This is a genomic window from Thalassotalea sp. PP2-459 (assembly GCF_001913705.1).
Taxonomy (GTDB): domain Bacteria; phylum Pseudomonadota; class Gammaproteobacteria; order Enterobacterales; family Alteromonadaceae; genus Thalassotalea_C; species Thalassotalea_C hakodatensis.
The window spans coordinates 176,377-202,545 of sequence record NZ_MKQD01000034.1 but is presented as its reverse complement, the minus strand read 5'-3'; the positions used below and the strand labels follow the sequence as shown (position 1 = coordinate 202,545).

The following is a 26,169-nucleotide window of genomic DNA, read 5'->3' as shown; positions in this document are numbered from 1 at the left end:
AATCCTTTGTACGTTTACAGACGCATATCTACGTGTGATTTATCCAACACACATTTTAAGTCATACAACACATGGTTTTCTCGGCCAAGTGCTTTAATTTCATTAATATCCATGTCTTTAAATTCGCTGTGTGCGACCGCAAGAATAACACCGTCGTATTTACCTTTTTCAGGCGTTTTAGTGAGCGAAATACCGTATTCTTTTTGTGCTTCTTCACTTTCACATAGCGGATCTACAACATCAACGTTAATATTGTATTCTTTTAGCTCATGAATAATATCGATTATCTTTGTATTACGTAAATCAGGACAGTTTTCTTTAAAAGTTAACCCCATAACGAGCACATTTGATTGATCAACCTGAATACGCTTTTGCAACATACCTTTAACTAATTGCGAAACCACATATTGCCCCATGCCATCGTTAAGGCGTCGGCCAGCAAGTATCATTTCAGGGTGATACCCTACCGCTTGCGCCTTATGGGTAAGGTAGTATGGATCAACGCCAATACAGTGGCCACCAACCAAACCAGGACGAAATGGCAAAAAGTTCCATTTTGTACCCGCCGCTTCAAGCACTTCTAACGTATCAATACCTAAGCGATTAAAAATAATCGATAGCTCATTAATAAGTGCGATATTGACATCACGCTGGGTGTTTTCAATGACTTTCGCTGCCTCAGCAACACGAATAGATGATGCTTTGTAAGTACCGGCAGTAATAATACTGCGATATAAGGCATCGACTTTTTCAGCAACTTCAGGCGTAGAGCCTGAAGTAACTTTTAAAATTGAGGGTAAACGGTGTGTTTTATCACCCGGATTTATACGCTCTGGAGAGTAACCTACGAAAAAGTCTTGATTGTACGTTAAGCCAGATACTTGCGCTAAAATAGGCACGCAATCTTCTTCTGTGGCCCCAGGATAAACCGTTGATTCATATATCACTGTCGCATTTTTTGCGATAACACTACCAAGCATTTCTGACGCTTTAATCAGCGGAGTTAAATCAGGTTGCTTGTGTTGATCAATCGGCGTTGGGACGGTAACGATATAATAATCGCAACCAATAATATCTTGAGTGTTAGATGAGCAAGTAAGTTGCGTTGCTTCATTTAGCTCTTCTCGATTTACTTCGAGTGTACGGTCAATACCTTGATTGAGTTCTTGAACACGAGGACCATTGATATCAAAACCAATAGTTTGAAACTTTTTACCAAATTCGACCGCTAAGGGTAAACCGACATATCCTAAGCCAATAATTGCAATTTTAGGCTGAAAAACTGATTCCATATTCTTTACCAAGCAAAATGTGATTCTTTTTTGTTTTATCTATCCGAAACAAAACCGCTGTTTACTTACGTTAATAAGTTGCTACAAAATATTAACACCTTCACCATTGTAGCGATAATGATTAAAATTAACTAGATATAATCGCATTAAAGGTTTGTTCTGCCACTTGTTGTTTCCAACGGGGCGACGCAAAGGTGTGATTAGCACCCGCAATAGTGATTTCACTACTGAAAGTTAGCGTTTTCCACTGAGCGTTATGCTGCCTTAGCTGGCAAAACTCTTGTGCCGTTAAGTCTTGCTCTGCCAAAATGAGATGAGATTGACCAGTATACTGTTGTAACCCCGCTAACATGCCATCAACAAATGAGTCTTCCTGCTGTTGATTGGCCAATGCTTTTTGCTGTGCGATACCTTGTGCACTTCGAAATATATTTAACTTACCCGTGATAAGCTTTTTCCAAAAACTGATATCACGCAGTCGATGCCAATAATAATGTGTTAAATACGCTTGGGCTTCAGTCGCTGGCTGTTTTACCCATGGGTTTAGTAACACCACATGATTAATCGAAGTTACTTGCTCTGTTTTTAAAAATAAAGCGATAGCAGATGCTGCATCACACAAACCCCACAGGGCGATGTTTGTTTTGGGGTATTGGGTCTTAAAAAAGGTTACTGCCGCTGAAATATCAGCAACAGTATGTTCAAAAGATTGTATTTCACCTTCGCTATCACCAGCACCACGATAATCAAATCGTAAGACACTTAAACCTTGGCGAGTCAAATGTCGCGCAATTTGAACAAACATTCGATGGCTGCCAACCCGCGTTTGTGGGCCCCCAACAACCATGATCACGCCCTGTTTAGCATGTTCTACCTGATGTAAAATACCCTGTAGTTGGGCTTCACCACATTTAAAATTAACAGGAGTTTCTTGACTATTTTTCATCATCAAGCCATTGCATTGTTTGTTTGAGTAAATCAAGAGGTAGAGTCAATTCAGAGGCCTGCCAAAACTTTGCTTGTTGAAACACTTCAAGCGAAAAATTGCGATTTTGCTCTACTGATTGATATAAGCGGCTACGTGCTGCTGATACGGGCACTTGCATGGAAAACTCGCCCCAGAAAATATTTGTATTTATTGGTAAACTTATATTGATCGCAGCTAATTCGTTCAATAACAACGCTGATAATTCATACCCGGCAATAAGTGATAGCGATGCTTCACCAATGTATTGGTCATCATAAGGTTGCAATTTAGCCATACGCTTTAATTGGTTAAGGTATTTTTTACCATTAAGCTCTGGGTGCCACAGTATAATTTCGTGAGCACATTCAAACAGTGTTTCATTTAGCACCAGCGCAGCAGAACAACAGGCGAGTAAGGTAACATTCACGTTAGGATACTGTTGTTTAATACTGGAAATTTGTTGAGTAAGTTCAGAACGCCACGTAGCAATGGAAGCCTCTGCCAACTCTCCTTGACTATCTCCTGTGCCGGAATAATCAAAAATAACTGACGCGATTCGCTCAGTTGCTAATTGCTGTGCAAATTTACTATAGACGTGACGAGTGTTATTCGCGTCTTCAAACAATGGCGGACAAAACATCACTAAACGGTCAAATAACGCAGGTAAACGAACAAAGCGATATAATTCAGTTGAGTGTGTTGAATAAAAATGTGCGCCAGATTGAAGCATTAACGTTCGCTACTGACAAGCGCAACAATAGTATCGACAGATTCAAAGTTTTCAGCCGTTACATCGTCATCATCTAAGGTTAAATCAAACTGATCTTCTAATTCACCGATAAGATTTACGATGGTCATGGAGTCAAACTCGGGCACCACGCCAATAAGTTCAGGATTGCTTTGCCAATACTGTTGGTTATAACTCGGCATTAAGCCAGATAAAATTTCTATGAGTTGTTGTTTAATATCACGTTGAGTCATCCGAGTTTTTTCCTAACCATCCTGTTAAAGTTTTTTTAAAGCTAGCCATTACGCTATATCTTAACCACGCCAGTATGCCAATAATCGACTTGGTATTAAACACCAAATAACAATAACGGTACTGCTTTTCACTCATCCAATCTTGTTTATAGCGCTCATCACCCATACCAAATTCTATGTGACGCATACCACAATGCCTTAACACATGTTTTGTCATATATTCAGATAATAAACTCCCTACTGACAATGATGAAAATTGCGGGTCGTAGGCTAATTTAAAAATAGAAACCTGATCTTGTTGCGTAAACCATATTTGAGACGCTGCTGGAGTGTCATCAATGTATAAGGTTGCAAAGCATAATTTTTGTTGTGCTTGTGCTTGCAAGCAAAGGTCAAGAATAAAATCATCACTAAATTCTTGCCCTTTCCAGCTTTGTTGATAAATTGCTTGATAGTCAGTAAACATTTGCTTAACGCTTGTTGGATCTTGTGCAATTTGAAAACGATAATTATGTTTAGTTAGTTGCTTATTTTTACGTTTAAGCGTGTTTTTTAATCGACTTGGCCTTGCTGAAAAATAGGCTTCTTCAGAATCAACATCGCGAATAAACCAATTCGTTTGCTGTGCAACCACCGTATTGAAATAATGAAGTTTAAGACGATTGTTAACGATGGGGCCAAGTTCAAAAAAATGCCAACGATTAGCTTCAATAATGTGGTCATATAGTAATTGCCCACTTTCTGGAAAGTCACTGTGAGTTAATAAGCTGATTTCTGTTGAATAAAAGCTCATTAAATTTTTAAACACCTTTGCGCCTAAAAAGCCTTGCTCTTGATAAAGTGGTAGTGCCGCAACCAGTTGTTCATCACACCATAAGGTATGTAACTTACAGCGCTTTTTCGTTACATATTGCTCGGTAGCTTGCAACCAAACAAGCGAATGTTCAAACAGTTGCGGTGATAAGCGCTGTTGCCAATATTCTTCACTTAAGTCACTCAGCGATAGAATACGATATTCCATGTTCATTACTATTGTCGTAATAATTGAAGTACTTCATCAGTTTTTATTTGCATCAACGCAAGATCTCCCTTGGTTTCTACATTTAATCTGACGACTGGCTCAGTATTGCTTGAACGTAGATTAAAGCGCCAGTTATCAAATGACACACTTATACCGTCTACGTACTCAATCTCAACTGCTTGTGCTTGGTAATACTCAAGCACGCGAGCAATGGCCTTTTTCGGTTCAGCAATGGTGCTATTAATTTCGCCTGGGGAAGGATATTTAGCAATGCGATCTTGCACTAAAGCAGAGAGTGGTTGTTTTTTAATACACAGTAACTCCGCCACTAAAAGCCAAGGGATCATACCGCTGTCACAATAGGCGAAATCTCGAAAGTAATGATGTGCACTCATTTCACCACCGTATATTGCATCTTCCTCGCGCATACGCTCTTTGATAAAAGCATGGCCGGTTTTACTCTGTATTGCTTGACCACCACTTTGTTCAACAATATCGATGGTATTCCACGTTAAACGCGGATCATGAATAATTTTCCCGCCTGGCTGCTTAGCTAAAAAGTTTTCGGCGAGTAACCCAACAATATAATAACCTTCAATAAAGCTACCGTTTTCATCGAACAGAAAACAGCGATCAAAGTCACCATCCCATGCAATGCCCATATCTGCTTGATGAGTTTTTACAGCATTTGACGTAACTGGTTGGTTTTCATGCAGTAAAGGATTAGGTATTCCATTGGGAAAGGTACCGTCAGGCTGATGATGAACCTTGATAAACTCAATTGGAATATTGCGTGTGTTAAATGCTTGTTCTATGCAGTCTAACGCGGGGCCAGCTGTCCCATTACCAGCATTCACGACAATTTTTAACGGTTTGATATTCTCAAGTTCAATATAACTTAACAAGTGTTCAGTATAAGCGTCAGAGATATCATGAGGCGTTATCGTTCCTTTTAAAACAGGAGTAACAAACTCACCACTTTCTGCTAGCGCTTTAATATCAAATAACCCAGTATCACCAGAAATTGGCTTAGAATGCTCTCTGACTAATTTCATACCGTTGTAATCAATAGGGTTATGACTCGCTGTCACTACAATACCGCCATCACATTTTAAATGGCTGGTGGCGAAATAAATGTGTTCAGTACCGCTAAGACCTAGATCAATGACGTCAGTGCCACCATCCATCAAGCCATTCGCCAGCGCTAACTTTAATTCTTCACTGGTTAATCGAACATCACCACCAACCACAACAGTTTTCGCTTTGGTGTGTTGAGCAAACGCTCGGCCAATACGATAAGCAATATCAGCATTAAGCTCTTCGCCTAACTTGCCACGAATATCATAAGCTTTAAAACAGGTTAAATTTTCTTTTGTCATCATGATTTATCTACTATTAACTACGTCCGTATCTATCTTCAAAGCGTACAATATCATCTTCACCAAGGTAACTACCTGATTGTACTTCAATCATTTCTAAGGGGAGCTTTCCAGGGTTTTCTAGTGCGTGAACTTCACCAATCGGAATATAAGTAGACATATTTTCACTCAAAAGCGATGTGGTTTCACCAATCGTCACTTTTGCTGTACCTGAGACAACAATCCAATGTTCAGCACGGTGGTGATGCATTTGTACTGAAAGTTTTGCCCCTGGTTTCACGGTAATGCGTTTTACTTGGAAGCGCTCACCCATGTCGATAGAGTCATACTTACCCCATGGTCGATACACTTCACGCTGAAATGACACTTCGCTTCTGCTTTGTTGCTTTAATTGTTCAACAATGGCTTTAACATCTTGTGCTTTATCTTTATTAGCCACTAATACCGCATCTGGCGTATCTACAATAACCAGATTTTCGACACCAACAGTAGCAACCAATTTATGTTGGCTGTTGATATAACACTCCGAGGTTTCATGCGTTAATACATCACCAACGAATACATTCGATTTCTCGTCACTTTTATCAAGTACATCAGCTAACGCCCCGTATGAACCCACATCGCTCCAACCCGCATTTAGAGGTACAACCGCGGCATTTGACGTTTTTTCCATAACCGCATAATCAATTGATTCACTGACACAAGATAAAAAGGCAGACTTTTCTGGTCGAATAAAATCTAAATCTTGTTCAGCACCACTGAAAGCTTGCTGACATGCAACTAATATTTCTGGACAGTATTTCTCTAATTCATCAATGAAGCATGACGCTTTGAACAAAAACATACCGCTATTCCACAAGTAATCACCAGAAGCGACGTATTGTTTAGCGACATCAAGCGCTGGCTTTTCAACAAACTGTTTTACTGAATGAAATTGTTCGCCATCGTTGCCATGTTGAATGTAGCCATACCCTGTTTCAGGTTTATCCGGCACAATACCAAAGGTGGTTAATTTATCTTGCAACGCTGCTGCTGTTGCATGTTCAATCGCTTGATGAAATGCGCCATGATCAGAGATTACATGATCTGCTGCTAGCACTAATAACATCGCATGCGGATTATCTTTCATTGCCTGCAAAGCAGCTAAAGCGACTGCAGGTGCAGTGTTTCGACCTTCGGGCTCAAGCAAAATTGTGCTGTTATTGGCATCAATTTTCCTTAATTGCTCAGCAAGCATAAAGCGATGTTCTTCATTACAAATAAAAATACCTTGGTTAATCGTTTTAGGTAATCGAAGAACTGTTTCTTGCAACATTGAGTAAGAAGAGGTTAACGGTAAAAATTGTTTCGGGGTATAGGTACGTGATAATGGCCAAAGTCGAGTACCACTTCCACCACACAACACCACAGGAGTAATGACAGGTTGATCCATTTGTCTTCCATAAACGATGAATTTAATTATAATGTCATCATAAGTGATTTATTAATGCTTCGAAAGTACATTTACTAAATGTATTATCAATCATAAGCAGATAGTTAAATTGCAATCACGAAACATAATACGAAACGCAAGGAAGTTAGGTGTTATTTAATTCGGTTGAATTTCTTTTCTTTTTTTTACCATTAACCATTTTGTTGTTTTTACAAATAGCAAAGCGTTACGGCAATGAGCCTGCAATTGCGGTGCTGGTGGCGTGCTCTTTATTTTTTTACGGTTGGTGGAATCCGGTTTATCTTTTATTGTTACTTGCCTCTATGGGGTTTAATTACCTATTAGGCGGTATGTTGGGTGGTCGCTCAAAACATAAAGGGTTACTCATTTTCGGTATCGCGGTAAATTTGTCCGCTATCGCGTATTTTAAGTACGCTGGATTTATACTCAATAATGTTAATAGTGTATTTGATGTTGATTACTCTATTGGCAATATTATTCTGCCACTGGCAATTTCATTTTTCACCTTCCAACAAATTGCCTATTTAGTTGATTCATACAAAGGTATCACCAAAGAATACAGCTTTTTACACTATGCGTTATTTGTGTCATTTTTTCCGCAACTTATTGCTGGCCCCATCGTTCACCACAAAGATATGTTGCCGCAATTTGAACGAAATAAAGCCTTTCAGTTAAACGCGAACGATGTCGCCATTGGCTTGTCTATTTTTGCCATTGGCTTATTCAAAAAAACGGTGATTGCTGATGGCATTGCCATTTATGCTACCCCAATATTCTCAATGGCGGATGCTGGTGAAAGTATCGATTTTTTTACTGCTTGGGGAGGTGCACTAGCCTATACTTTTCAATTATATTTTGATTTTTCTGGTTATTCAGATATGGCCGTCGGGCTTGCAAGAATATTTGGCATTGTGCTGCCGCTGAACTTTTATTCCCCCTATAAAGCGGCCAATATTTCAGAGTTTTGGCGGCGATGGCATATGACCTTATCTAAATTTTTACGCGATTATGTGTATATTGCCTTAGGCGGTAACCGAAAAGGCCAAGTTTCTCGCTATACCAATTTATTAATTACCATGTTACTCGGTGGCTTATGGCATGGCGCAGGTTGGAATTTTGTCATTTGGGGCGGTTTACACGGTTCATACTTAATTATTAACCACAGCTGGCAACACATGATAAAGTCTAGTGGGGTTTCTTTTGTAAACAGTATGTTATACCGGTATTTGGCCTGGTTTATCACGATTATTGCCGTGATCATCGGTTGGGTATTTTTTAGAGCCGTTACATTAGATGGTGCACTAAACATGTTATCTGGTATGGCTGGGTTGAACGGCATATCCATGCCAAACGCGATTTATGTTAAATTATCTCCGCTTCATCAAGTATTAGATTCTTTAGCTATTACTCCTACGCTCGGCGGCGGTGCAGTTTTTGTTAAAACTTGGCTATGGATAATCACATTAACGCTCGTGGTATTAGTACTGCCTAATATACAAGATATGTTTGCCAAACATAAAGCGACTTTAAGCACGCTACAGTTTGATACTACGAATGCTATTTGGCCCGCAAAAAAAATAGCACAGCAGCTTCAATTTTCGTATTCAACAAAATTTGCTTTTCTTTCTGCGTTAGCGTTTGTTTTAGGGTTATTGACGCTCAACCAGGTAAGTGAATTTCTATACTTTCAATTTTAACTATGACTTATTTAAAGAAATTCAGCTTCATTACCATTCTTTTGCTCATTGGGGTTGGCGGTATTAATTGGTTTATTGATCCCTTTGGTATGTATTGGTCACCAACGATTTCAAATATCAATAAAGTGAAACCAGAAGCAAGCAACCGAGTGCGCATCAGTAAACCTTATCGCGTTGAACACGTTAAGCCTGATGTATTATTGATGGGTAATTCCCGAGTTGAAATGGGACTGTCGCCCTACCACCCTGCTTTTGAAGGTAAAAAAGTCTATAACCTAGGGTTAGCTGGCGCTACGCTGCATTCACAAATTGATCACATCTATCACGCAATTAATACCAGTCCCAACCTTGAAACCATTGTATTTGGTTTAGATTTTTTTGATTTTCTGGTTACCCCCACAGGCAATGAAACCAATGCCACAAAAACGAGTTACGGACACCGTTTATTTTCAGCCGAAGGTTTTAAGCACGCCAAACAACGTTATACAGAACGTTTAGCATTAGTCTATTCAGTCGATGCGCTCATCTCATCGCTTTTTACCATGAGCCAGCAAAATTCTGTTGTGGACAGTATTGGACCTTTCGGTCTCAACAGTGCCCAATCGTATATTAATATTGTTAAATCTGAAGGGAAAAAGCCTCTTTTTAAACAAAAGCTGGGGTTTGTAAAAGAAAAGTTAAGCCAAAAGCCATGGCAGTTAACCAGTAACGAAGGCACACCTATAAGCCCTAAATTTGAAAAGTTACTTGAATTAATAAACGTGGTGCAGAGTAAAAAAATCACCCTGCATCTTTTTATTAATCCCTACCATTACAGCTACTTACACGCTATTAATCAACAAGGTTACTTTGAGCTCTATTTACAATGGAAAACAACTCTTGCAAATGTGGTTCGAGATCATCAATCTCAATACATAACGTTGTGGGATTTTAGTGGTTTTAATCAATATACGTTAGAACCCGAAAAACTAATGCAGCCACATCAAGCAATGCAATGGTATTGGGAACCTGCTCATTATAATGTGGAGCTTGGTAATATACTGATAAGTAGTATCTTTTCAGGTAGCTCATCTGATTTTGGTCAGCGCCTTGATAATCAAGCACTAGCGCCTAATTTCAATACAGAAATTCAGGCTCTAAAAAACTCAGTTCATCATTGGCATCAACTGCGTGAGCAACTACAATTAATAGTTATACAGTGACGTACATTTTTCAGCAATTTTAGGATATATTTTTTATGTTTTTTATTCGGCAACAATTGTCTCGAATACTCTCTATTTTCATCACCTGTACACTCGCTGCTTGTGGAGGAGGAGGTGACAGCGATTCAAAAGCCATTATTACGCCAATTGACGACTACTCAATTAATATTCAGTTTGTTGGCGATGGCGAAGGCAAAGTTGACATCGTTGAATTAAACCAAAGCTGCTCCCAAGATTGTACGATTAACGCTAAAGCACACTCAACCGTTACGTTGATTGCCACACCTAATACAGATGACTTCCAATTTAATGGTTGGCAAGGTTGTCAGCAGCAAGAATGTAAACTTACCCTAAACAGTAATAAAAACGTTAAAGCAGAATTCACACCAAAGGAAGCGACTCAACTTCTCGTATTAGCATTGGGTAACGGCAGCGTATCGATTCCTCAGCTTGCTGAAACATGTGATATTGAGTGCGAATATGATCTTGCGCCTGACACTGTCGTCACTGTGATTGCACAACCAGATGAAGGGGCAGAATTTTCCGGCTGGAGTGAGGGCTGTACTACCACTGAACTAACCTGCAATGTCACTGTAAATGGTTACACCATTGTTCGCGCTGACTTTGAAACATTAAGTCAGAATGAAGTTGATGTAAGGCTTAATGTGAGCGGTAATGGTAGTGTGTATATTGAACAGTTAGATGAAACCTGTACCAATTACTGCCAATACTCTGTCGAAAAAAACACACAATTAACCTTTGAAAGTACAGGCGATAACGGCTTTGATTTTTTGTCTTGGGAAAATTGTCCTGCTTCAGCAGCAACATGCACAATAAATATTTCTGACGTACTGACCATTTCAGCATTTTTTGAAGAAGAACCTATTGAGCCTACTACCAATACGATAATCATCAAAGAACCTATTAATAAACAGAGGACAAATTTACCGATTCAAATTGCACGCCCTTTTATTAAAGGGGAAATTGCTGATAGTCCAACAATTAGAATTAATGGTCAAAATGTTTCAGCTCAAGCTACAGTCAAACAACGCTATGATGATGGCTCCGTCAAACACGCAATTCTTAGCTTTGTAATAGGCTCATTAGAAGAGAATACAGACGTGACTGCTAATATTGTTAACGATAGCCCTGAGTCTTTCACTCCTTTTTCTAAAAGCCAGTTACTCGCTGATGGTGTTGGGTTTGATGCAAGGTTTACTTATAATTTTGATGGCGTTGAACATACAATATCTGCACGTAGCTTATTAACTAATAATCATTATACGTTATGGCAGGATGGTCCTGTGGCGACAACATTGTTACTCGCAGACCATTCAACGCAGAGAAATTATGACATTGGCAGCGATGAGTATAAATCTATTAGGCCGTTATTTTATGTAACCTATTGGAAAAGCTTAGGCGAATACTCTGTACGTTTTGTAAGTGAAAATATCAACACAACAACATTACAAGATCAGCTTTACGATGTAACGTTACATTTAGGTACTGAACAGGCTTTAGTTTACCAAAAAGATGATATCAACCATCAAGCAAGAACAAGATGGACAAAGAGTTTTTCTACCTATGACGACTCACCTATTTCCATTGATCATAATCTAGCGTACCTAGTACAAACACCGTCAGTACCACACTTTGATACCAGTAAAGAGATCCCAGCCAATAAGATAACCGCCTACTGGAATGAATGGCAGTCGAGGGATACCGACATTTATCAAAAAGGCTTCTGGCAACCGGCTATGGCAACTGCCGGTGGTAGACCTGATATTGGCTTATACCCTTCTTGGACAGTAAAGTGGTTATATACAGGTGATTGGCGTTTAGCGGATATTGCTTTTACTCAGGCAGATCTATCTGGAAATTGGCCAATGCACTACCGTGAGGGTGATGACGAAAGAACCTTTGACTTTGAAAAGGAAGTATCAGGTTTAGGACGTATAGTGTCGATGGCGCCAGGTGCTCGCCCAACACATTGGACGTACCGACCCACTTGGCATGAAATTGATGACGACGATAAAATACCTTATGTCGGTGAGGTTGATTCAACACCTTGGCGACCAGATACTGCGCACCACCCTGATATTTCGTCATTACAATACTTATTAACTGGCGATTATTACTACCTAGAACAAATGCTATTTTCTGCTGCATTTGTTAGTGGTGACAGCAATGCAAAAGCCTATAAACGTAGTTATGGTCGAGGCCCAACAGGCAGTGAAGGAGCAATGTATTCTGGCGAAGTGCGCGCTCAAGCATGGCATTTACGCACCCGTGTTCATACATACGATATTATTCCTGACGGCTTTCACGAAAAAGCATACTTTGGCCAGTTAATTTCAAATGGTATTGCTCTTTGGGAAGGTAAGTACCGCGTAGGTAATAGCCAACCAGCTTTACAAGATTTATATGATTTTTCTTTTGACAACATATCAACCTCGTTTGTAGGTAACGGCGAACCTTCTGAACTAGGTTATTGGGGTTCTGGGATCACTAGTGCCTCATATGTTAGTGATAAATTTGTTAAGACTGAGAATGTATCACGCGCAACCGCACCATGGATGCAAAACTTTATTGTCAGCGCGATGGGTCGCGCTGCTGAGTTAGGTTGGCCAACTGAGAAATTGCTAGAATATTCATCACGCCCAATAAGAGGCATTTTTTCATACGACATAGAGCCTAACTTATTATTTGCTTACGTTTTACCGACACACGATAATCAGACGAACTGGTTTACTAATTGGCAAAACGTTTTTGGTAATTACCAAGCGTCATACGTAACACAACTGATAAAAAACGTTGCTGCCGGACAAGATACAGAACACGGTTATTATTCAATCGCAATGTGTGCAGCATCTTATGTTAAAGATCAAGAAAATGGTTTACCGTTGTGGCGATTTATCCAAAACAATATTGCGATTAAGGAAAGCTATCATTCAAATCCTAAATGGGCTTTAACACCAAGATAAATAACTTTGAAATTTTAATTATGGAAGATAATATGAAAAAAAAGCTCGTGAGTATTTTACCTGATAATATTTACCTTAGATTGTTACGATTCGCTTATAAAAAACACAACCCCAAAATATTCGACTCGTTGCAAACTAAGAGAAAAATTGAAACAAATGACGGTTATTCTTACAAACCTTTTGATGATAATAAGGCAATATTTGTTCACATTCCAAAATGTGCAGGCGTTTCTGTCTGTAAAAAGTTATTTGGAAACCTAGCTGGGGGACATACATCAATAAATGAGTACTTAGTGATATTTGAGCCCAAAAATATTAAAAACTATTATAAGTTTACTTTTGTTAGAAACCCTTGGGATAGATTGGTTTCTGCCTACTTTTTTCTTAAAAAAGGTGGTTTTGGCGAAAAAGACAAAGCATGGTTTGAAAAAGAGTTGTCTATGTTTTCTAGCTTTGAGCAATTTGTAACTGAATGGGTTAATAAAGAGAACATTCAAAAATGGCACCACTTTCGCCCTCAAACACACTACATTATTGATAGACACGAAAAGGTGTCATTAGACTTTATTGGTTTCTTAGAAAATATGGATGATGACTTTCAATTCATATCAAATAAACTCAACATCGATGCGGAAATCTCTATTCAAAATAAAAGCCAACATAATAATTATATGACTTATTACACAGAAAAAACAAAAAAGATAGTTGAGCAAGTCTACGAACAAGACATAAAAACGTTAGGCTACAACTTCGACAATAGTTCTATAAGTGAACAGGTAAAAAATAGAGCATAACTTTTAAATTAACTTCAAAAAGCTTGTTTTAATAAAATGAAAAAATTACAAAATGATTATTACCCTCATTTTTCCGCCGAAGATTATTGTTTAGTTGTTAATGATCACATTGTTTACAAATATATCTATAACACTGAAAAATTTGAACGTTATTTCCAAATTCCGCCAAACGGTGAAGGTCTTGTAGCAACAATTAAAGATAAAATCGCCAGAAGTGCATTGGTACGAAAACTCAATAAAGGAATGGGGCTAGGTCATGTCATTGAGCTGCCATCAAAAGTCGTGCTGGTGATTTATGACAAAGTGTATCGATTTGACCCTGCGAAAGATAAAAATGTCGCAACGCCAATCTTCGATTTTTCCAACAGCAATATACTTCCACCCCTTAGAAACGGTATCGCAATTACGCCAGATGGAAATGTATATTTTGGCGAGTATGCTAATCAAAAAGGCAGAGAAATCAATATTATCGGTATTGTGAACAATGGTACTGAACTACAAATAGAACACACGTTTTCTGGCGAAGAAATAAAGCATATTCACGGAGTTTATTGGGATGAATTCCGTGAAAGAATTTGGATCACCACCGGTGATTCTGATCAACAATCATGGTTTTATTATACTGAAGATAACTTTACCTCAATAGAAAAGTTTAACGGCGGTAGTCAAACTTGGCGCGCAGTATCACTGATGTTTTTTAACGATGCTCTAGTTTGGGGGATGGATGCAGGAAAAGACGCTGCCGCAGACGACATTAATTATATCTATCGGTTTGATTTACACACGAATGAATTAGCGCAAGTCGCCAAGATTGACGCTCCCGCATATCACTGCACGAAAACACAATCTGGTGGTTATTATCTCGGTGTTAATTACGAGCCGGGCTGCCAACAAGCAATCGCTGAAGAGGCTGCAATTTGGTTCAGCGCCGATGGGAAAAATTGGCGTAAAATAAAAGCTTTTCCCTATCAAGCATCACCTGAAATTAATGGTTCTAAGTATGCGTATGTTTACCAACCTATTGGCACTGTACCCGACGATAAGTTTTTATTTACTACAACCAATACAGCGCACTTTAGTGGGAAGCTTTTTACCCTAGAGAAACATTAATGCTTCATCGGTCACCTATCCTTAAAAACATTGGACTTATAATGAACGAAAAACAAAAGTCTTCCAGAAAGCTAATCAACGTTATAGCCGTTATTTTACTTAGATAACGGCTACCTTTTGAGTTACTTAAAACTCCCTATTATCACATGTCGGGTGTATAAGACATACTGACAGAAGCCTTTCCATGTTTTCATCGACGCAAAATGCGTTTTCCAGCTTTTATACATTTTACCTTCACTAAGGTAATGAACCGACAGAACATGGCATGTATCAATCAATTTATCGTTAAATAATGGCATCACTCTAGCGGGTAATTGCATACTCTTTAATGCCTCAAGCAAAGCCATTTGCCCTTCTAAATACGCACTATGACTAGACAGTGAACCAGGTTGAATATTAACGCGATGACAAGGCTTATTAACAAACCCTACTTGATGGTTTAGCGCAATTTTAAAGGCTAAATAACTCCACTCTGCGTATTTTATATAGTCAGAAAAATATTCAGTTGGAATTGCAGATGTTCTAAAAAGACCCGCGCAACTTGATAACCACGTACCGCTTTTTCCAAATAACGCAAGCATGGGGTCTTGTTGGTAATCATCAAAATAAGGGTGTGAAATCACTTCTTCTTTTGTTTGCGTATCACATCTAACACCATTACCAACAACCACGTCTAGCGAGTTGTCGAAACCATCTAGCCGGTATGATAAAGAGTTAGGTAACAGCTCATCATCATCATCAAGAAAACAGAAATAGTCTGTATCGATCACTTGCCTAGCGTAAATTAAGGCTTTTGGTAAGTGCCCTTCCTCACGATAAAAACAGGTGAATCGTTGATCTTGTTCTAATTGTGCACGAAACGTCTTGTCGAAACGATTACCGTTAATAATGATGTGTAATTTAAATGAACACCCTTCCTGAGACAACACACTCGCTATTGCCCGTTCAAGTTGATGTTTACGCTTTCCTTCCGCGGTTGTCGCGATACTTACCGTTATATCCTGTTTCACGTTTACTCTCTTTAAATCACGTCTAATTTGAATAGGCGAACTCGCACAATGTTCAAGAATTTTTTTTCTATTCCGTCAGGGCAACCATTTAAACGCCATAAGAGTGCAATCATGCCAATATAAGTAATACCACCTGTTATCACCAATATCGCCAATAACAAGGTCTGATTAATCCCCGATAATTGTATATGAGCAAGTGTGGCCGTGGCGAACATCACCACAACAGAAACAAGTGGATTAAAAACACTGCGGATCATTGCCACTATACTTAGTTTTAAGTAGACCCAAACAAATATATACGAAAAAACAAAGCCAATAACAGAAGCAATTAGCAGTCCTGCTGCCGCACCAATCACACCATGCAGTTGGCTTAAGGTAATGACGGCTCCTAACATACAAGCAGCGCGAATAAACCCTATCAGCGTTGATATCTGGGGTTTTCCTAATGCCATCATTAAATAACCATTAGTAGATTGTAACCCTAGAAACAAGCTGGCGATTGATATAGCCTGAATTAAAGGGATAGTTTCTAACCATTTATCGCCCAACAAAACAGGTACTAATAATGGCGCGGTTAAATAAATACCGATGACCGCAGGTAAAACAATCAATGAAACCATATTTAATGATTCCAAATATAACTTTGTTAATCGCGCTATATTTTCTGCTGCTCGTGCGTAGGCTGGATAAGCTGCTTTATTAATGGGGGCAACCATTTCTGTCACAGGGAAAGAGGCCATTTCAACACTGAGCCCCATTAAACCGGCGGCTCTTGAAGATATTGTTTTACCTACAATAAGAGAAATTGAAAAATTATTAAAAAAGTAAAGCAGTTGGTTCAGTATGATCCACTTTGAAAAAGTAAATAATCGCCTAAAGCCTTTCAAAGTAAAATAAGGGCGAAATTTATGCATCACGTAACTGGTGATCAAGGTTAGCATTTGATGAAATAACATGCCTATCACTAGCGCCCAATATGACCGAAGCGTAAACGCTAATCCAAGTGTTATAAAAAACGACAATAGTTTAGGTAACACCTGAAAGTAAAACTCTTGCCTAAAGTTTTGACTTTGTTGAAAGTGAACAACGCCGGTATTATAAAAACCTTGTAATAAAAATGATGCGGCAACCGCGTACATAATATTTTCTAAGCGTGCATCTTCATAGTAAGTCGCAACAAAGTCAGCCGATACGATAAAAAGAATAAATGCCGATACTGAAAACAGCACACTTGTCGTCCAAACCGTACTATAGGCTTGAGGGTCAAACTCTTTCCGTTGAATCAATGCAGAATTAAAACCCGCGGCACTAAAGATATTAAAAAAAGCATATATGGCCATTACCACTGCTACTAAACCAAAGTCTTCAGGCACAAGTAATCTGGCAAGCACCACAGAGCTAACAATACCTAGGGACTTTATAATCATTCTAGTGACTAACATCCATACGGCACCGCTAATAAGCTTTTGACTATCTTGTGACATTATTGTTTTCCACGGCTTTTTCGTTAGTTAGGTGTTTGGAGTACTGTTGACAAACAGCACATATTTTTTGAACATCTGCAGTAGAGATATCCTGTAAAGGCAATTCAAGCAACCCTGAATCAGCGTTACCATTGTACAATTTCGAACCCTTTAAGTAAGTCAGTTTTGATGCAACACCATGTTCTTTAAGGAACTGACGAAACGCTATCGGCGGATCTGATTTAAGCCTGACAATAAAACGAGATAAATATCGCGTTTCATTAGATATTTGCGGTAAAGATAGAAATGGCAGCAGGGAGAGTTCTCGACGATAGATAGCCAAACGATGCAAAGTTTGGCTATAACGATGATCAAAAGAATCAACTTGGTTCAATGCAATGGCAGCATCCATATAGGCTATTTTACGTGGTTCATAGTCATCAGTTGGTTTATTCACGTGCAATAACGTTTTAATTCTTGTGAGATAATAATGTGCAGTTTCAAATATGCCTCGCCATTTATAGACACATAAAAACTCAACGATACGTGAAAATCTGACACGATTACGTTCATAAGATGCAACTTGACCGTCAACAAACCTTTTTAATTCTGGGTCAGATATAAGTAATGCACCACCAGAGCCTTTTATGCCCGTCACGATAGATTTTGCTTGTGCAAAACTTAGTACACCTGCATTTCCAAAAGTACCTAATGGTTTGCCTGCATGCTTTACACCAAAAACCTGTGCAGCATCATCTATCAAAAAAATATTTCTCTCTCGCGATAGTGAAGCTATCGCTTCAATGTTTGCACTACAACTATACATATGCGGCGCAATAATAGCCGCTGTACGGTCAGAAATAAGCGCTGGTAAAGCCGTTATATCTAGATTTAATTCATCGTCAACAGGAGCATGTATCGCCTGAAGGCCGCACTTTTCCACAGTATCAATCACACTTGTGCAAATATATTGAGGGATAATAACTTCCGTTTTACCTTTTTTTGTCTGACGTACAAACTGTAAACACAACGCAATTGCTGCTCGTCCAGAGTTAAGTAGCACGACATCGCGTTGAAAATACCGAGTAAGACTACCTTTCAAGCGTTCAGGTGCTTTTTTATGAGATGACACTAAAGCGGTGAACAATATCCACCATTCTTTATAGCTCCATTGGCATACACGTACTTTTATCATTAGGATAGTTTCAGCCGTCTTTTTACTTTTTGTTTAAAAGCAAAAAAGTAAGGGCCTAAGTCAGTAAAGCGAAAAAGTGCGCCAAATTTTTTATTAGGTTCATCGGCCATTGTTACCCCACCATGCGCTAATGCATTAGCGTCGGAGATTTCATCGAACCAAAGTACTTCTTTATAACTTGAGGGGCTTACAAGATCTTTGATGCTGCCGCCCAGATGAAAATCAACAATTGCTTTCAATATGTTGCAATCCGATAAAGCAGCTATTTCATGTTGATAATCTGTGCGACCAACCGTGGGTTCTATCATGTAAAAACCTTTTCGGTTAACATCAAATTTATATTCCATTCCTATTAAACCAACATATCCTATGCTATCGACAAACTTTTTCGTCTGCTGATGTAAGGTATTATGATGTTCTTTTGTAGAAGTACAGCTTGCCGTTCCTCCAACATTAAGCGGCCAAGAGCGAACTTTTCTGCCGGAAAAGCTGGTCACAACTTCACCACTTTCGGCGACATACATTAAATTGAAATAAATATCGCTGTCTTCACCTTCAATCCACTCTTGTAGAATCATATCCGGCATGATCGGTGAAATATCAGCATATAATGCTTTTACATCAGCCCAGTTATGCATTTTGTATGCTTTTTTGAATCGCTGACTATATGCTTTATCTTGATACAGAGGTTTGAATACGCAGGGAAACGTTAAGGTCTTAGCTTCAACATCGGTCGCTTCTGTCATAATTAACGCTTTGGGGATCAAACTACCTGATTTTTCTGCCATTAATTGAAAGTCAGACTTTGATTGCAATCCAAGTAGCTGTGTATGCGTTGGCAAGAGAAATTGAAAAAATTCTGCGAGTATTTCTCGATTCTCACTGACAAGGGCGACTGTTTTCTCTTCTGTTAATAGCAATAACGGACGGCCACTTATTTGAGCGCCTAACTGCTTAAGTTGATCAATAATCACGTTATCAGTTGTTGATGATACAAAATGCTTCTTACCAAACTTAGTATAACGCGCCGCAACATTTTCTTGCGTCACTAATATCGACTGAACATCATGGCCTAATGAACGCATAACACCTAAGGCATTTAAACCTGAGCCTACAACTACTACTTCTACTGTCATTATTAAATTTCCATTTTACACATCATTAAGGCGAATTTTTTGACACAAACGGCCAGCGGTTCAGCAAACGGTTCGCTAAGCCTGCACTTGATAATAAATCCCGTAAGTAATACAGATCTTTACGCCTAAAGAACACAATCCATACAAAGTAACTCAATGCACCTAAAATCACTTGTATGATAAGTGAAGTTATCTCCAACAATGGCCAGAGAGATAATACCATCGTTTTCGTTAAAATTAATACAATCGACATCACAATAGCACCTGATACAGGCGTTTTAAGCAGGAATAAATATTGCGATATTGATAACCCTAAATGGCGTTTCGCACAAAATAACAAATAGCTAAATAACAAAAGATAGGTAGCACTTAGTGCAAATGCAGCACCATTAATTTGATAAAAGTAACTGCCAATAAAAATCGTGATTGGAATAACAACCGCACATATTGACGTGTAATGTGCCGCAACACTTGCTCGACCTGACGAAATTAAGGCTTGCGTAATAAGGGGGTCAATCGCTTTACAAAAGCCCATTACGCAAAGAAATTGCAAAGGTATAACAGCACTTGCCCATTTATCACCTAATAAAACAATAACGAGTTCTGGCGCAGTTACAATAACGCCAGCAAGCATTGGAAACGTTAAAAATGCAATGCCCGCGGTTAGGCGACATAATGCGTTAGTTAGCGAAGTAAGGTTTCCTTGCACTTTAGAAAATAATGGTGAGGCTACTTGTACGACTAAGTTGGTACAATGCTCTGTAGGAAGGTTCGCTAAAGACTGAGACATTGAAAATATCCCCGTCTGTTTTTCTCCATTCATTTTGCCTAAAATCAAAATTGAAATATTAGTATACACAAACCACGTTACTCGCGAGTAAGTGACTGAAACGCCGTATCTCAATAACGAAAAGGCGGCACTTACCCCCTCAAAACCACATGGTCGCCACTTTGACAACATAAAAAACAACAGCAGTTTAATCACACTTGCCGCCATCGTGCCAATAACTAACGCCCATACTTGATAATCATAAATAGCTAACATTAAAGTAATCGCGCATTGCAATATAATCGTAATGAATTCAACAAATGAAATCAGTTTAAACTGCATTTCTTTAGCTAACAGTGATTCAGGTACTACAAACATCGCATTTGTGATCATCAACCATGCCATCGTAGCAAGAATAGGTGCAAGCGCTTCACTTTCCATCCATGATGCAATATACCCAGACATTAAAAACAATAAGGTAGCTAGCAGCACACTGTTTACAATGGCTAAATAAAAAACGGCAGTCGTCTGCTTTTTGGTAACATCACTTTTTTGGATAATGGCCATACCCAGGCCCATATCGCTGAAAAAGCCAAGAATACCGATAAATACCATCGCCATGGCAAGCAAGCCATAATCTTCTGGTGCTAAGATCCTAGCCAAGATCAATGTGTTAACGAATGAAATCAACTTACCGGCACCTTTGCCTAGCGACAAAAATGCGACACCACTAATCGTCTTTCGTTTTAATTCAGACATTAGCTGTTTAATTCATTCAGTAATGTTACTAATTGACGTGTTTTTTCATAACGAGAATATGTTTGGTAATTTTCTCTTGCTTTAGTGCCTAATTGTTGAATTTTTCTAATACCATCGACCAGCTCGTTCGAAAACTCACCCGAGTAAGCCATATCTACGTTTTGCAATAAATCAGCCGTTGCACCTGTTTTCGATGTTAAAGCTAATATCGGTAATGTAGAGCGAATATATTCAAATAGCTTACCTGGAATTTGATTTCTAAAAAGTGGCCCCTGAATTACCAGCAATGCATCTGCAGCCATCATTTCTTTCAGTGATTCCATATAACTAATTGAAGGTTTAAATAAAATCAAATCAGTTATATTTAACTCAGTAATTCTTGACTGGTAACTTGCGCCATCAATACCTCGAAAGACCAACTCAAAATTGTCGGAAGATATTTCATCTTTTTGCTTTAATGCTGCTAAGGCTTTAAATATTTCATCGGGATCCCTGCCATTCACATAAACGGCACCACTGTGAAGCAAGGTTAATTTTGATGTTTTGTTTTCACGACCTGATTTAACTTCATCTAATTGAAAGTTTCCTTCATCATAGCCGTTCTCAATCACATGAAATTTTTTAAGGGGTAAGTCAGGATATAACGATTGATACAATATTGAAGCTCTATCGGTAGTAAACACAACCGCGGAAGCATTATTAATGGTTTTTTCTTCAATCGTGCGGGAAATATTCAATACAGGCTTAATGGTATCATCATAACGGCTTTGTACAGGATCACGGTAATCAGCAACCCACGGCAAACCGCTATGTTTTGCTAAGTAATACGCAATATTATGAGCGGTTGATACCGGGTAAGTAGACCAAATCACATCAGGTTGATATTGTTCAATAAGCTTTTTACCTAATGGAACGGCCGTAAAGCGCCAAGTCCACCAGCGATCAGGCTCTTTCATGACACTTAAATACTTACCTCGAAAAGAAAAGTCACGCGAAGCGTTATAGCTAAAACTTCGGTGAACGTGTTTTATTTTTTCAGAGACTATTTGGCTTGTATCTATTTGCTCATGTGCGCTTTCTTCTACCGTTAATATGATAGGCTCCCAGCCAAAGTCGAGTAAGTACTCGGCAAATTTCAATGTACGTTGTACACCGGCACTTTTACAAGGAGGAAAGTCTAAGGCCACCATTAAAATTCTTTTCATGGAATTAATTATTCTCCTTAATAATTGTTATTTTACCTAAACATTGCCGATTCATCGCGCCAACTGCACTGAACTTACCACGATTATCGCCGCATAAGTCATGAGTGGCTTCACTTTTCGTCAACGGAATCTCTTCAACATTAACCTCTCTAATAACAACATCTTCGTGGCTGATTAACTGCCCGCCATCACGCTCTCGAATTGCTGCAGTGGTTAAGTTGGCGCGACTGACAACATCACTCGCGCTAAAGCGTACATCAACGCCAAGATTATTGATGATGGTATTATGAATTAATTGACTGTTGTTGGCTTTGTTTAGATACACTCCAACATCTCTTTGACAGTTGAGGATCAAATTATTGCGCATAACACCGTTTCGATGTTCTGCGGCGCAATTTGCATCACGACAATAAGCTGTACCGGTACCGCCGCCACCGAAAGACAAACCTATTCGAGTAGAACCATCTTGCTCTAGGCTTTTATCGCAATCAACAATATTTCGTTCAAATAAGCCATTTGAAGAATTGCCTTTAAGGAAAGCTGCATAACTGGTGCGATCACTGCCATTTTTACTATTTCCAGCGATAATATTTTTACGAACTAACCAGTTATCTCCAGCAACCACATCAATCAACGTCACTGCGGTATGGGTATTTCGTCTACTGGTGTTATAAAAACTGTTTTGCTCAATTAAGATATCATCAGGGTATAAGCGTTGATTCGACTTACCTCGACCATTCGCTTTAATAATTGAATTAAAATTAGTGATTTCATTATTGCGAACGATAATGTTTTGACCACCAACAATATGTAAGGCGTGTTCACATGATAGGTGTTTTTTACATTCACCATTAATTTTTAAATTTTCAATCGACCAATAATTACCTTGCATCACAAAGCCTTCATAAGATGACAAGCTGATGGTCACATCGCCAAAACGCTCTGCTCGTATGCGAATCGGTTTGTATTGTTCACCATTTACAGTGAGGTAAATACGTGGTTGTTTAATAAAATAATCGCCCCGAGCAATAACAATATCGTCACCTGGTTGTACTGCTTTTATCGCTTTTAATAAAGCTTTAGTAGAATTGACATGAACAGTTCGAGCGTAGCTGCTAGCAGCTAGCTGCTGATAGTGTGGGTATAGTCGTTCTTCTTTGCCGCGATAGTCAGGTACATGTGAATGTAGTTCATGAGCGCCGATAATTTGCTCATGACCGCTAACTGATAAGCGCTTGCTATCACTGATCGGAGACAACCACTTTGATAATACACCCGCTGGCAACGCTAATTTATTTAATAATGGCGACTGGTTGTTCGCTAAGCTTTGTTCTGCTTTTTCAAAAAAAACATAGGCCGGAAGTTGGTATGAGCGATAAATATAAATACTAGAAAATACGCCTATCACTGCCGCTAAAACTAAACCAACATTAAATAATATACCGACAATATATAAATAACGTATCACTGCACGCTTGATATAATGAATAAACTTATTCATACAAATGCTCTTGTCGATCAAAAACTGCACAACCCTGCTCAGTGGTTTCAGTTGCAATATCACATTGATAAATGGCTGTGATTGATTTATCGAGGCTCTTGACAATATTCGGTTCAATTTCACCGAAAAACACAGCGGTATTCTCTACTTGTAACCAACGCTTTCCATTCTCTAAAGTATGTAAAGTGCTACGTTCATTACTGAACGTTTGTAGTGAAGGTCGGTGAATTGTAAAGACCTCTTGCTTGGCATGACTTTTTGGCAGGATTATTTCAAAGCGCCATTTCGGTGCTGAATCCATAGTATTAATAGAAAGACCTTCATTTTTATTTTCACCAACACTGGTTAAATAGAATTGAAAATCTTTGCCGCCCACTAATTGAATATGTTCAACATCTCCCATCACTTCAGTAACCAATTTTCCCTTACCATTTTCTATGAACAACTCTTTATTATCAGTGCTTATGACGCCATTATTAATATCGCCTTTGACTAAAGCTTGATGTTCAACAATCGGTTTATTAACTGTATGATATAAAAGCTTTGCTTGTTGTTCATTATTACCAGTATGTATTTTGTCTCTGACAATAAGTACATCAAGTTCACGTAAATATAAAACTTCTCGCTTGATACTATTTACGAGATCGTTTGTGCTTGTATTAGGTAGCCAAGCACTATGGTAAGCCTTTGTTAAATCAGAGTTAATATAAGCATAAGTTGCCGCATTGAAAAATTGCTTTATCTCCCCACCAATGAGGTATTGGCCTTTATTACGATTATTAAGCCAATGTTTAGGACTCAAAATGGCACTACCCGTTGGTAAAACAACTCGCTGACCTCCATCAACTTCTGTCAGGTCATCACCAGAAATGACGATCGAATTTTTAGCAATAGTTCGAATGGAGTAATCGAGTCTATTTGCTTTTTGAAAGCCTTGATATTGGCTACTATTAACCAACAGAGGTGCACCTTTAAACAAGGATATATGACCACTGTCATAATGACCATGATGGGTAAAACTACTACCACTACGATAAGACATAAAACTTGCGTCAGACTGCCAATGTTGACGTATATAAGCCTGACCAAAGTAAGGTAACCCAAACACCTCAGCTTTAGGTAACTCAGCAATAAGTTGTCCTTTATCGTAAATCGGTAAATACCATTGGTTGAACAAGCTAAAGCCCCAACGATAGCCTCGATAATAGCTTTCCCGCCCATGCACCCCTTCAAGTTGCAACGAAAACTCATGAAACACAGGATTGTTAGTCGTTTGTGCAATAATATCTATGACTCGACGTGTTTCGTCTTTTAGATCTAACCGAGGGCCTTCATCACCAAGAGGTTCAACGCGATTATCTGGCCGTGTCGCATAGATATGCCAAAGGCCAACCTTGTTCATAATCGCTTGAATTTTGTTATGCCATTTATCTGGCTGTGTGCCCTGTATATAAGCTGAAAGTGCTAAGGTTATTGGATACGCTCGCGAATTTATCCAGTAATTATAACCTTCTGGCCATGCTTCCGTTAATTCCATTGCGCTAACTAACGCATACAAATGTGGAGCGGTGTTGCTTAATTCTTCAGCTGTGGGTTGATCGAGCGCTAAAACACAAAGCCACATCTCGGCAATTAAACTTGCACGTCCGTGCCACATCGAAGCGCTTTTATCATTAAGCAATAACAAATAATGGTTTATCGCAACCCGTAATTTTTCATTGATGATACCTCGCTGTTCAGCGTTAATATTTATGGTGTTTTTTACTGAGCTATATATAAACGCTAATTGCCAACCATTGCCATAATGGCCTGATGCGTTAGGGGTGGTAAGCGTAAACTGCTGCAAACTATTGACCACTAACGGAGACAATGATTGATCTTTGGTTGTTAAATAGCAGGCAAGGTTCCAAAACATGCCAGAAAATAAACAGGGGTCATAATGTTTAAATTGAGGGGTTTTTAAACGACTAACCGCTAAGCCATTCGCTTGTAATTGCGCTATTTGCGGTAAGTATGTTCGTGGTACTTTGAGTTCAGGTATGTCAAATGTTGTTAAATGCTGCTCAATAAAACCTTTATTTAGCAACACATCATCAACAAGTTGACTCTGTGCGCCTGACCGTTCAAATAACTTAAACACAAACTGCCTTGGCGACAAATCATAAAACTTAGCCACCAAAATAATGAAAATCACAATGCTAATATGCGCAATGATTCCAGAACTGACAAAATAGGCGTGTTTGAGCCTCAT

20 protein-coding genes are annotated in these 26,169 nt (G+C 38.8%); 5 read left to right on the top strand and 15 right to left on the bottom strand.

Annotated elements, in window-relative coordinates; genetic code table 11:
- Window positions 1-14: 14 nt before the first annotated feature.
- The 7 genes from tviB to BI291_RS07090 all read right to left on the bottom strand — a co-directional run bounded on the left by tviB (window position 15) and on the right by BI291_RS07090 (window position 7,072).
- A complete protein-coding gene (gene tviB, locus BI291_RS07120; protein WP_074497690.1) occupies window positions 15-1,292 on the bottom strand; it encodes a Vi polysaccharide biosynthesis UDP-N-acetylglucosamine C-6 dehydrogenase TviB in 1,278 nt (425 codons plus the stop codon).
- Window positions 1,293-1,419: 127 nt separating this feature from the next.
- The gene (locus tag BI291_RS07115) at window positions 1,420-2,241 is read right to left on the bottom strand and encodes a hydrolase 1, exosortase A system-associated (RefSeq protein WP_083601947.1); all 822 of its coding nucleotides are present in this window, start codon (window positions 2,239-2,241) and stop codon (window positions 1,420-1,422) included.
- The gene (locus tag BI291_RS07110) at window positions 2,228-2,989 is read right to left on the bottom strand and encodes a hypothetical protein (protein WP_074497685.1); all 762 of its coding nucleotides are present in this window, start codon (window positions 2,987-2,989) and stop codon (window positions 2,228-2,230) included. Before BI291_RS07110 ends, BI291_RS07115 begins: the two co-directional genes overlap by 14 nt.
- Window positions 2,989-3,240, bottom strand: coding sequence for a phosphopantetheine-binding protein (locus BI291_RS07105; protein WP_074497682.1), 252 nt, complete (start codon window positions 3,238-3,240; stop codon window positions 2,989-2,991). Before BI291_RS07105 ends, BI291_RS07110 begins: the two co-directional genes overlap by 1 nt.
- Complete coding sequence (locus BI291_RS07100; RefSeq protein ID WP_175573089.1) at window positions 3,227-4,261, bottom strand: GNAT family N-acetyltransferase; 1,035 nt, start codon at window positions 4,259-4,261, stop codon at window positions 3,227-3,229. Before BI291_RS07100 ends, BI291_RS07105 begins: the two co-directional genes overlap by 14 nt.
- A gap of 8 nt (window positions 4,262-4,269) precedes the next feature.
- The gene (locus tag BI291_RS07095; RefSeq protein ID WP_303046028.1) at window positions 4,270-5,643 is read right to left on the bottom strand and encodes a phosphomannomutase CpsG; all 1,374 of its coding nucleotides are present in this window, start codon (window positions 5,641-5,643) and stop codon (window positions 4,270-4,272) included.
- 13 nt (window positions 5,644-5,656) lie between these two features.
- Complete coding sequence (locus BI291_RS07090; RefSeq protein WP_074497678.1) at window positions 5,657-7,072, bottom strand: mannose-1-phosphate guanylyltransferase/mannose-6-phosphate isomerase; 1,416 nt, start codon at window positions 7,070-7,072, stop codon at window positions 5,657-5,659.
- Window positions 7,073-7,221: 149 nt separating this feature from the next.
- Here BI291_RS07090 and BI291_RS07085 point away from each other — a divergent pair, with 149 nt between their 5' ends.
- Genes BI291_RS07085 through BI291_RS07065 form a run of 5 tightly spaced genes read left to right on the top strand, consistent with a single transcriptional unit; the run spans window position 7,222 to window position 14,880 of the window.
- On the top strand, window positions 7,222-8,790 hold the full coding sequence (locus BI291_RS07085) for an MBOAT family protein (RefSeq protein ID WP_074497676.1): 1,569 nt from the start codon (window positions 7,222-7,224) through the stop codon (window positions 8,788-8,790).
- 2 nt (window positions 8,791-8,792) lie between these two features.
- Window positions 8,793-9,992, top strand: coding sequence for a hypothetical protein (locus BI291_RS07080; protein ID WP_074497674.1), 1,200 nt, complete (start codon window positions 8,793-8,795; stop codon window positions 9,990-9,992).
- A 35-nt stretch (window positions 9,993-10,027) separates the two neighbouring features.
- Window positions 10,028-12,976, top strand: coding sequence for a hypothetical protein (locus BI291_RS07075; RefSeq protein WP_074497672.1), 2,949 nt, complete (start codon window positions 10,028-10,030; stop codon window positions 12,974-12,976).
- Between the two features lie 47 nt (window positions 12,977-13,023).
- A complete protein-coding gene (locus BI291_RS07070; RefSeq protein WP_254849544.1) occupies window positions 13,024-13,770 on the top strand; it encodes a sulfotransferase family 2 domain-containing protein in 747 nt (248 codons plus the stop codon).
- A gap of 36 nt (window positions 13,771-13,806) precedes the next feature.
- Entirely contained in the window at window positions 13,807-14,880 is a 1,074-nt protein-coding gene (locus BI291_RS07065; RefSeq protein WP_074497670.1) for a hypothetical protein, read from the top strand.
- Between the two features lie 122 nt (window positions 14,881-15,002).
- On the opposite strand, the gene BI291_RS07060 is transcribed toward BI291_RS07065, so the two are convergent.
- Genes BI291_RS07060 through BI291_RS07025 form a run of 8 tightly spaced genes read right to left on the bottom strand, consistent with a single transcriptional unit; the run spans window position 15,003 to window position 26,169 of the window.
- On the bottom strand, window positions 15,003-15,890 hold the full coding sequence (locus tag BI291_RS07060; protein ID WP_074497668.1) for a glycosyltransferase family A protein: 888 nt from the start codon (window positions 15,888-15,890) through the stop codon (window positions 15,003-15,005).
- 11 nt (window positions 15,891-15,901) lie between these two features.
- On the bottom strand, window positions 15,902-17,374 hold the full coding sequence (locus BI291_RS07055; RefSeq protein WP_074497665.1) for a lipopolysaccharide biosynthesis protein: 1,473 nt from the start codon (window positions 17,372-17,374) through the stop codon (window positions 15,902-15,904).
- Entirely contained in the window at window positions 17,361-18,548 is a 1,188-nt protein-coding gene (locus BI291_RS07050) for an aminotransferase class V-fold PLP-dependent enzyme (protein ID WP_074497663.1), read from the bottom strand. The genes BI291_RS07055 and BI291_RS07050 overlap by 14 nt, the downstream gene beginning before the upstream one ends.
- A complete protein-coding gene (locus BI291_RS07045; RefSeq protein WP_074497661.1) occupies window positions 18,548-19,684 on the bottom strand; it encodes a hypothetical protein in 1,137 nt (378 codons plus the stop codon). The genes BI291_RS07050 and BI291_RS07045 overlap by 1 nt, the downstream gene beginning before the upstream one ends.
- A gap of 25 nt (window positions 19,685-19,709) precedes the next feature.
- Complete coding sequence (locus BI291_RS07040; RefSeq protein ID WP_074497659.1) at window positions 19,710-21,212, bottom strand: lipopolysaccharide biosynthesis protein; 1,503 nt, start codon at window positions 21,210-21,212, stop codon at window positions 19,710-19,712.
- Complete coding sequence (locus BI291_RS07035) at window positions 21,212-22,417, bottom strand: glycosyltransferase (RefSeq protein ID WP_074497657.1); 1,206 nt, start codon at window positions 22,415-22,417, stop codon at window positions 21,212-21,214. Before BI291_RS07035 ends, BI291_RS07040 begins: the two co-directional genes overlap by 1 nt.
- Before the next feature lie 4 nt (window positions 22,418-22,421).
- The gene (locus BI291_RS07030) at window positions 22,422-23,918 is read right to left on the bottom strand and encodes a chondroitinase-B domain-containing protein (protein WP_074497654.1); all 1,497 of its coding nucleotides are present in this window, start codon (window positions 23,916-23,918) and stop codon (window positions 22,422-22,424) included.
- On the bottom strand, window positions 23,911-26,169 hold the full coding sequence (locus BI291_RS07025) for a heparinase II/III family protein (protein WP_074497652.1): 2,259 nt from the start codon (window positions 26,167-26,169) through the stop codon (window positions 23,911-23,913). The genes BI291_RS07030 and BI291_RS07025 overlap by 8 nt, the downstream gene beginning before the upstream one ends.

Excerpts from the sequence above, each read along its gene's own strand:
- tviB (WP_074497690.1), bottom strand. The coding sequence starts at position 1,292 with ATGGAATCAGTTTTTCAGCCTAAAATTGCAATTATTGGCTTAGGATAT.
- BI291_RS07115 (WP_083601947.1), bottom strand. The coding sequence starts at position 2,241 with ATGATGAAAAATAGTCAAGAAACTCCTGTTAATTTTAAATGTGGTGAA.
- BI291_RS07110 (WP_074497685.1), bottom strand. The coding sequence starts at position 2,989 with ATGCTTCAATCTGGCGCACATTTTTATTCAACACACTCAACTGAATTA.
- BI291_RS07105 (WP_074497682.1), bottom strand. The coding sequence starts at position 3,240 with ATGACTCAACGTGATATTAAACAACAACTCATAGAAATTTTATCTGGC.
- BI291_RS07100 (WP_175573089.1), bottom strand. The coding sequence starts at position 4,261 with ATGGAATATCGTATTCTATCGCTGAGTGACTTAAGTGAAGAATATTGG.
- BI291_RS07095 (WP_303046028.1), bottom strand. The coding sequence starts at position 5,643 with ATGATGACAAAAGAAAATTTAACCTGTTTTAAAGCTTATGATATTCGT.
- BI291_RS07090 (WP_074497678.1), bottom strand. The coding sequence starts at position 7,072 with ATGGATCAACCTGTCATTACTCCTGTGGTGTTGTGTGGTGGAAGTGGT.
- BI291_RS07080 (WP_074497674.1), top strand. The coding sequence starts at position 8,793 with ATGACTTATTTAAAGAAATTCAGCTTCATTACCATTCTTTTGCTCATT.
- BI291_RS07075 (WP_074497672.1), top strand. The coding sequence starts at position 10,028 with ATGTTTTTTATTCGGCAACAATTGTCTCGAATACTCTCTATTTTCATC.
- BI291_RS07065 (WP_074497670.1), top strand. The coding sequence starts at position 13,807 with ATGAAAAAATTACAAAATGATTATTACCCTCATTTTTCCGCCGAAGAT.
- BI291_RS07055 (WP_074497665.1), bottom strand. The coding sequence starts at position 17,374 with ATGTCACAAGATAGTCAAAAGCTTATTAGCGGTGCCGTATGGATGTTA.
- BI291_RS07050 (WP_074497663.1), bottom strand. The coding sequence starts at position 18,548 with ATGATAAAAGTACGTGTATGCCAATGGAGCTATAAAGAATGGTGGATA.
- BI291_RS07045 (WP_074497661.1), bottom strand. The coding sequence starts at position 19,684 with ATGACAGTAGAAGTAGTAGTTGTAGGCTCAGGTTTAAATGCCTTAGGT.
- BI291_RS07040 (WP_074497659.1), bottom strand. The coding sequence starts at position 21,212 with ATGTCTGAATTAAAACGAAAGACGATTAGTGGTGTCGCATTTTTGTCG.
- BI291_RS07035 (WP_074497657.1), bottom strand. The coding sequence starts at position 22,417 with ATGAAAAGAATTTTAATGGTGGCCTTAGACTTTCCTCCTTGTAAAAGT.
- BI291_RS07030 (WP_074497654.1), bottom strand. The coding sequence starts at position 23,918 with ATGAATAAGTTTATTCATTATATCAAGCGTGCAGTGATACGTTATTTA.
- BI291_RS07025 (WP_074497652.1), bottom strand. The coding sequence starts at position 26,169 with ATGAGGCTCAAACACGCCTATTTTGTCAGTTCTGGAATCATTGCGCAT.